Here is an 8322-nt window from a genome sequence, read left to right on the forward strand (position 1 = left end):
CCCAGCGACGCCGGGTTTTTTATGCAAAAAAAAAGCGGACGCAAGGTCCGCAAAAGTTCACGTTGGCTTTAGTTGTTCGGGTAGAGAAACAGTGTGACGGGCCAGTGGTTTTCAGAGGTTCACCGTCTTTATGGGTGTATTATTGAACAGAAAACTTGATAGGGATAATCGTTCGTTGCTATGCTATCTATCGCCATGGACTATCGTGGCGATGGAGGATGAATAATGAATATTCGCGATCTTGAATACCTGGTAGCGCTCGCCGAACACCGCCACTTCCGGCGGGCGGCTGACTCATGCCATGTGAGCCAACCGACGCTCAGCGGACAGATCCGCAAGCTGGAGGATGAGCTTGGCGTCATGCTGCTGGAGCGCACCAGCCGTAAGGTTCTGTTTACCCAGGCGGGGCTGTTGCTGGTGGATCAGGCGCGTACCGTGTTACGCGAAGTAAAAGTGCTCAAGGAGATGGCAAGCCAACAAGGGGAAACCATGTCCGGGCCGCTGCATATCGGCCTGATCCCGACAATTGGCCCGTACCTGCTGCCGCACATCATTCCGATGCTGCATCAGACCTTCCCGAAGCTGGAAATGTATCTGCACGAAGCGCAGACCCATCAGCTGCTGGCTCAGCTCGACAGCGGTAAGCTCGACTGCGCCATCCTGGCGCTGGTCAAAGAGAGCGAGGCCTTTATCGAGGTGCCGCTGTTCGATGAGCCGATGATGCTGGCTATCTATGAGGATCATCCGTGGGCAAACCGCGATCGGGTGCCGATGTCGGATCTGGCCGGTGAAAAGCTGCTGATGCTGGAGGATGGGCACTGCCTGCGCGATCAGGCGATGGGCTTCTGCTTTGAAGCGGGGGCGGATGAGGATACCCACTTCCGCGCGACCAGCCTGGAAACGCTGCGCAATATGGTAGCGGCAGGCAGCGGTATTACCCTGCTGCCTGCGCTGGCGGTGCCGCAGGAAAGAAAACGCGATGGCGTGGTCTACCTGCCGTGCATTAAGCCAGAGCCAAGACGCACCATCGGTCTGGTTTACCGTCCGGGCTCACCGCTGCGCAGCCGCTACGAACATCTGGCGGAGGCCATCCGCGGCACGATGGATGGCCATTTCGACAAGGCGTTAAAACAGGCGGTTTAAGCCGTTCAGCGCGGCAACCCGGTACGCTTCCGCCATGGTCGGGTAGTTAAAGGTGGTGTTGACGAAGTACTCAATGGTGTTACCACCACCTTTCTGCTCCATGATCGCCTGGCCGATGTGAATGATTTCGGCTGCGCGTTCGCCAAAGCAGTGAATGCCGAGGATCTCCTTGGTCTCCCGATGGAACAGGATCTTCAGGGTTCCCACGCTCATGCCAACGATTTGCGCCCGCGCCAGGTGTTTAAACTGAGCGCGACCCACCTCATACGGCACTTTCATCGCCGTCAGCTGCTGCTCGGTTTTCCCGACGGAGCTGATTTCCGGAATGGTGTAGATCCCGGTCGGGATATCTTCAATCAGATGCGCTGAGGCTTCGCCTTTCACCAGCGCCTGGGCGGCAATGCGTCCCTGATCGTACGCCGCGGAGGCGAGGCTCGGATAGCCGATGACATCCCCAACCGCATAGATGTGCGGAAGGGCGGTCTGATACATGCTGTTGACCTTCAGCTGACCGCGGCTGTCGGTCTGCAGACCGATATTTTCCAGCGCCAGAGTGTCGGTATTGCCGGTGCGGCCGTTGGCGTACAGCAGGCAATCGGCTTTCAGTTTTTTGCCGGACTTCAGGTGCATGATCACCCCGTCATCCACCCCCTCAATTTTCTCATACTCCTCGTTGTGGCGAATGACCACGCCGCTGTTCCAGAAGTGATAAGAGAGCGAATCTGACATCTCCTGATCGAGGAAGGCCAGCAGACGATCGCGGGTGTTGATCAGATCGACCTTCACCTCCATGCCGCGGAAGATCGACGCATATTCACAACCGATTACCCCGGCGCCGTAAATGATCACATGGCGCGGCTCATGCTGCAGGCTGAGAATCGAATCGCTGTCATAGATGCGCGGGTGGTGGAAATCGACATCCGCCGGATGGTAGGGGCGAGATCCGCAGGCGATAACGAATTTCTCCGCGGTCACCGTCTCAACCGTGCCGTCATGACACTCCAGCGCCAGAGTATGCTCATCAACGAAGTGGGCATTGCCCTGCAGAATTTCACAGTGGTTGCGCTCATAGAATCCCTGGCGCATATGAGTCTGCTGGTTGATGACGCTGTCGGCATGGTTAAGGATGTCGGCGAAAGAAGAGCGAAGAAGGCGGGAGTGGTCGCTGTAGAGGGGGTTTTGGTTAAACTCGATAATACGGCTGACGGCATGGCGGAGGGCTTTCGACGGGATGGTGCCCCAGTGGGTGCAACCGCCGCCGACATTATGGTAGCGCTCGATGACGGCAACGCGTGCTCCCTGTTTCACCAGTCCCATGGCGGCGCCTTCGCCGCCAGGACCGGAACCAATCACTATTGCATCATAATCCCAAGAGTGTGACATGGCATTACTCACCTGTTTTATACATAAAATAAACACGATGATAACATTCGCTGCGCTTTAACCCAATTATCGTTGTGCTTTTTTGCGGCATAAAAGCAGAAACGGCTCGTAAACAATCATTCACAATCCAGGGCAAACCGATTAGTTTTAATCTCTGGTATAGTGCCAGCAGGGCTATTGGAAGGATTCATACATCGTGATGGGCGTAAGAGCACAACAAAAAGAAAAAACCCGCCGTTCGCTGGTGGAAGCGGCATTCAGCCAACTTAGCGCTGAGCGGAGTTTCGCCAGCCTGAGTTTGCGTGAAGTGGCGCGGGAAGCAGGGATCGCGCCGACGTCCTTTTATCGTCATTTTCGCGATGTCGATGAGTTAGGCCTGACGATGGTCGATGAGAGCGGACTGATGCTGCGCCAGCTGATGCGCCAGGCGCGCCAGCGGATTGCCAAAGGCGGCAGCGTGATCCGCACCTCGGTCTCGACCTTTATGGAGTTTATCGGTAACAACCCGAACGCCTTCCGCCTGCTGCTGCGCGAGCGCTCGGGAACTTCTGCGGCGTTTCGCGCCGCCGTCGCACGCGAGATCCAGCACTTTATTGCGGAACTCGCCGACTATTTAGAACTCGAAAACCATATGCCGCGCGCCTTTACCGAAGCGCAGGCTGAAGCTATGGTCACCATCGTTTTTAGCGCTGGCGCGGAAGCGCTGGATGTCGGCCCTGAACAGCGCCGACAGCTGGAAGAACGGTTGGTACTGCAGCTCAGAATGATCTCTAAAGGCGCGTATTACTGGTATCGCCGTGAACAAGAAAAAATGTCACATCATTCCGAATAACGTGAAGGACGAGCAATGAAACACTCAGTTCAAGATAAAGGTACGCTGCTGCTGGCGCTGATTGCCGGGTTATCTATTAATGGCGCCTTTGCGGCGCTGTTCAGTTCGATAGTTCCGTTTTCCGTCTTCCCCATCTTATCCCTGCTGCTGACGGTCTACTGTCTGCATCAGCGCTATCAGAATCGCAGTATGCCCGTCGGGCTACCGGGCCTCGCCGCCGCCTTTTTTATTCTCGGGGTGCTGTTGTACAGCACCGTCGTGCGTGCGGAGTACCCGGATATCGGCTCTAACTTCTTCCCGGCCGTTCTGTCCGTCGTGATGGTCTTCTGGATCGGCTACAAGATGCGTAACCGCAAAAATACGGCAGCCGAATAAGCCGCCAGTGATAAAAAACCGGCAATATGACGTTGCCGGTTTTTTTTGGCCTATTTCCGGGTCAACAGCACGCCGCATTCCATGTGATGGGTATACGGGAACTGGTCGAACAGCGCCAGCCGGGTAACATTATGCGTCTGGCTTAGCGTTTCCAGATTGCGGCACAGCGTTTCCGGGTTGCACGAAATGTACAGAATACGCGGATAGGCCTGCACCATCTTTTCCGTTTCACTGTCCAGCCCGCTACGCGGCGGATCAACGAAAATGGTCTCGCACTGATAGCTTTGCAGATCGATACCCTGCAGCCGGTTAAACTCACGCACGCCGTTCATCGCCTGAGTAAACTCTTCCGCCGCCATGCGGATAATCTGCACGTTGTCGATATGGTTGGCGGCTATGTTGTACTGCGCCGCCGCCACCGACGGTTTGGCGATTTCGGTGGCCAGGACGCGATCGAAATTACGCGCCAGCGCCAGCGAGAAGTTACCGTTGCCGCAGTACAATTCCAGCAGGTCGCCGGTCGCTCCTTTGGTGACATCCAGCGCCCACTCCAGCATTTGAATGTTCATTGCCGCGTTCGGTTGGGTAAAGCTGTTTTCCACCTGACGGTAGATCATCTCCCGACCGCCAACCGGCAGACGTTCATCTATATAATCCTGATCGAGCTCGATTTTAGTTTTGGTCGCCCGACCAATGAGATGCACATTGAGCCCCTGGGCTCGCAGGGCGTCACGCAGCGCCTCCGCTTGCTCACGCCAGGCATCGTCCAGCTTTTTATGATACAGCAGCGAGACGACCGCCTGATTGCTGAGGGTGGTCAGATAGTCAATCTGGAACAGCTTATGGCGCAGCACGGGATTGTTGCGTACGCCCTCCAGCATGGCGGTCATCAGCTGATTGATGAGCGCGCTGGCGGCCGGGAAGCTGTCAACGCGAATCCGCGACCGGGTCTGCTGATCGAAAATTATATGGTACAGGTCGTCGCCATCGTGCCACAGACGGAACTCGGCGCGCATACGGTAGTGGCTGACCGGCGAACGAAACACTTCCGGAACCGGCGCGGCAAAAGGCGCCATCATGGTTTGCAAACGGACGACTTTTTCTGCCAGCTGCGCTTCGTATTGTTCGGTAGGAAGGTGTTCGGGGGTCATGATGTATCCTGAATAAAATAAGTACGCGGGGATTGTAGGGAAAGCGCCGGGGATGTCCAGCCTCGAATGCCGCGGGAAATATAATTAGCAGTCTGGACATCTATATGATTCTGATTGTAGCATTCGCCTACCGGTCCTGTGAGTTAAAAGGGAACCCAGTGGAAATCTGGGGCTGACGCGCAGCGGTAAGGAAGGTGAGAAATAAGCGCACTCGGTGCAGACACTGCGGTTAGCCGTGGGAAGTCATTATTTCTTGAAACAGCCTCCAAGCCCGAAGACCTGCCGGAATACGTCGCACTGGGTTTTATCGTCGCGAGCAACTGATAAAACCTGCGGCATCCTTTTTCTGTTTCGGATGCTTTTACAATGATTAAAAAATCTTCGCTGATGACGGCCTTATCCGTCACGGCATTTTCCGGCTGGGCGCAGGATAGCAATTCAGATACGTTGGTGGTGACAGCAAACCGTTTTCAACAGCCGGTCAATACCGTGCTGGCGCCGACCGATATAGTGACGCGTGATGACATCGATCGCTGGCAGTCCAAAGATTTAAACGATGTCATGCGTCGTCTTCCCGGGGTCGATATTGCCCGCAATGGCGGCATGGGGCAGAGCGCTTCGCTGTATGTTCGGGGGACGGAGGCTCGCCACGTGCTGGTGCTGATCGATGGTGTGCCGATGGCGCGTCCGGGGATCTCCAACGGCGTGGATATCAGTCAGATCCCTATCTCTTTAGTCCAGCGGGTGGAATATATCCGCGGCCCGCGCTCCGCGGTGTACGGCTCCGGAGCGATCGGCGGGGTGGTGAACATTATCACCATGACCGACGCTGAGCGTTCGCAGATCAACGCCGGCGCGGGAACGAACGGCTATCAGTCCTATGATGGCGCCTTCAACAAGCGGTTTGGCGATACGCTGGTTACCGCTGCCGGCGCCTATCAGACCACCAAAGGGTTTAACGTCCAGCCGAACTCCTCTTATAGCGGCGACAGCGATCGCGACGGCTACCGCAATAAAATGCTGTGGGGCGGGGTACAGCATCAGTTCGATGATAACTTCTCGGGATTCTTCCGCGGCTATGGTTATTCCGCCAATGCTGACTATGACCAGGGTAACTGGGGCTACGCAGGTGGAAACGATGAAGATCAGTCCTATACCCAATCCTGGGATACCGGTCTGCACTACCACTCCGGAATTTACTCCTCCCAGCTGATTGCGAACTATCAGCGTATTAAAGATTACAACTACAGCAGCGACGCTGGCCGCTATGCCGCGGGCACCACCCTGGATGATATGGAACAGCGCTATATCCAGTGGGGAAATAATGTTGTGGTGGGCCATGGCGCGGTGAGCGGCGGCGTAGACTGGAAACAGGAGAAGCTGAAATCCAGCGGAACGACCAGTACCGACGTGTATAAGCGCGATACCACCGGTCTTTATCTGACGGGCCAGCAGCAGATTGACAGCGTGACGCTGGAAGCTTCCGGCCGTGAGGATCATGACGAGCAGTTTGGCTGGCACGGTACCTGGCAGACGGCGGCAGGCTGGGAATTTATCGACGGTTATCGGACAACGCTCTCGTACGGCACAGGATTCCTCGCCCCCTCCCTCGGGCAGCAGTACGGCGCAGAACGCTTTGGCATCGCCTCTAACCCGAACCTGAAGCCAGAGGAGTCGAAGCAGTGGGAAGCGGGCCTTGAAGGGTTAACGGGGCCGGTCGACTGGCGTCTCTCCGCGTATCGCTATGAGATTCAAAACCTCATCGATTACGACAACAACGCCTATTACAACGTCAAGTCGGCGACGATCAAGGGGCTGGAGTGGACGGGAAATGTCACCACAGGGCCGGTGGAGCACCATCTGACGCTGCAGTATGTTGACCCTCGCGATGATGAAACTAACAAGATCCTCTATCGCCGGGCGAAGCAGCAGGTGAAATACGAGCTGAACGGCCAGGTCTACGATCTGGGGTGGGATGTGACGTATCACTACATCGGCAAGCGCTACGATTATGATTACGACAATTCGCGTACCGTCAATATGGGTGGGTTGAGCCTCTGGGATGTCGGTTTATCGTATCCCGTCACCTCACACCTGACAGTTCGTGGTAAAATAGCCAACCTGTTCGATAAAGATTACGAGACAGTTTATGGCTACCAATCTGCAGGACGGGAATACACCTTGTCTGGCAGCTACACCTTCTGATCCACGTCCCACCGTGCTGGTGTTTGATTCCGGCGTCGGTGGGTTGTCGGTTTATAATGAGATTCGGCAGCTGCTGCCGAATCTGCATTACATCTATGCTTTCGATAACGTTGCCTTCCCCTATGGCGAGAAGAGCGAGGAGTTTATCGTTGAGCGCGTTGTGGAAATCGTCACCGCTGTCCAGCAGCGTTATCCCCTGGCGCTGGCGGTGATCGCCTGCAATACCGCCAGTACCGTCTCCCTGCCTGCCCTGCGTGAAAAGTTCGCCTTCCCCGTTGTTGGCGTGGTGCCGGCGATCAAGCCCGCCGCCCGCTTAACGGCGAACGGCATTGTTGGTCTGCTGGCGACGCGCGGTACCGTAAAGCGTCCTTATACCCGTGAGCTGATCGACCGCTTTGCCAATGAATGTCGGATTGAGATGCTGGGGTCGGCGGAGCTGGTGGAGCTGGCGGAAGCGAAGCTGCACGGCGAGCCTGTGCCGTTAGAAGAGCTGCGCCGTATCCTGCGCCCGTGGCTGCGGATGCAGGAGCCGCCGGATACGGTGGTGCTGGGCTGCACCCATTTTCCTCTTTTACAGGAGGAGCTGCAGTGCGTTCTGCCGGAAGGCACGCGGCTGATTGATTCCGGCGCGGCGATTGCCCGTCGCACCGCCTGGCTGTTAGAGCATGAAGCGCCGGATGCGAAGTCCAGCGACGAGAATAAAGCATTCTGCATGGCGTTGACGGCAGAAACGGAACAACTTTTACCCGTTTTGCATCGCTATGGCTTCTCGACGCTGGAAAAATTACCGCTTTAACGGCGTTTTGCACAAAAAAGAGACGGTTGAATAATTTTTTGAAAACAGGGCTTGTCAACGTCTCAGAACTCCCTATAATGCGCCTCCACTGACACGGAACAACGGCAAGCGAGCCGCCGGGTCAGCAGGGTTTCGGCGATGAAGTTCAGCGCTGAAAACCGACAGAGAAAAGCAAAATAAGGGCTTGACTCTGAATGAGGAAAACGTATTATACGGGACCTCGCAACGGTGAGCTGAAAGCCGCGTTGCAACTGCTCTTTAACAATTTATCAGACAATCTGTGTGGGCACTCAAAGTGACATGGATTCTTAATGTCTTCGGACAATAAATGAATACCAAGTCTCAAGAGTGAACACGTAATTCATTACGAAGTTTAATTCTTTGAGCATCAAACTTAAATTGAAGAGTTTGATCATGGCTCAGATTGAACGCTGGCG

General features: G+C 55.5%; 7 protein-coding genes and 1 riboswitch. Of the genes, 5 read left to right on the forward strand and 2 right to left on the reverse strand.

The genetic code is table 11. The features are described from left to right. Positions 1–225 precede the first annotated feature (225 nt). Complete coding sequence (oxyR, locus tag ACLEXF_RS23610) at positions 226–1143, forward strand: DNA-binding transcriptional regulator OxyR (protein WP_002883015.1); 918 nt, start codon at positions 226–228, stop codon at positions 1141–1143. Here the strand turns inward: oxyR and sthA are convergent. Beyond that, a complete protein-coding gene (gene sthA, locus ACLEXF_RS23615; protein ID WP_002883016.1) occupies positions 1126–2526 on the reverse strand; it encodes a Si-specific NAD(P)(+) transhydrogenase in 1401 nt (466 codons plus the stop codon). The two genes, oxyR and sthA, sit on opposite strands and share 18 nt — an antisense overlap. A 196-nt stretch (positions 2527–2722) precedes the next feature. Here sthA and fabR point away from each other — a divergent pair, with 196 nt between their 5' ends. After that, entirely contained in the window at positions 2723–3358 is a 636-nt protein-coding gene (gene fabR, locus ACLEXF_RS23620) for an HTH-type transcriptional repressor FabR (RefSeq protein ID WP_004151856.1), read from the forward strand. Positions 3359–3373: 15 nt separating this feature from the next. Continuing rightward, positions 3374–3733, forward strand: coding sequence for a YijD family membrane protein (locus ACLEXF_RS23625; protein WP_064183861.1), 360 nt, complete (start codon positions 3374–3376; stop codon positions 3731–3733). A 50-nt stretch (positions 3734–3783) separates the two neighbouring features. Here the strand turns inward: ACLEXF_RS23625 and trmA are convergent, their stop codons facing one another. Then, positions 3784–4884: a tRNA (uridine(54)-C5)-methyltransferase TrmA gene (trmA, locus tag ACLEXF_RS23630; RefSeq protein WP_004203692.1), complete on the reverse strand. Its 1101-nt coding sequence runs from the start codon at positions 4882–4884 to the stop codon at positions 3784–3786. Between the two features lie 114 nt (positions 4885–4998). Then, a riboswitch (cobalamin riboswitch) is annotated at positions 4999–5185 on the forward strand. 65 nt (positions 5186–5250) lie between these two features. Here trmA and btuB point away from each other — a divergent pair. Both btuB and murI read left to right on the forward strand, forming a co-directional pair. Beyond that, positions 5251–7089 (forward strand): TonB-dependent vitamin B12 receptor BtuB, encoded by a 1839-nt coding sequence (gene btuB, locus ACLEXF_RS23635; protein WP_180242345.1) that lies wholly within the window; start codon positions 5251–5253, stop codon positions 7087–7089. Continuing rightward, positions 7034–7885 carry a glutamate racemase gene (gene murI, locus ACLEXF_RS23640; RefSeq protein ID WP_004203695.1) on the forward strand — a complete coding sequence of 284 codons (852 nt, stop codon included), beginning with the start codon at positions 7034–7036 and terminating at the stop codon, positions 7883–7885. Before btuB ends, murI begins: the two co-directional genes overlap by 56 nt. Positions 7886–8322 lie beyond the last annotated feature (437 nt).

Origin of the sequence: Klebsiella pneumoniae complex sp. WS1778, assembly GCF_049472055.1 — a bacterium.
Lineage (GTDB): Bacteria > Pseudomonadota > Gammaproteobacteria > Enterobacterales > Enterobacteriaceae > Klebsiella > Klebsiella quasipneumoniae.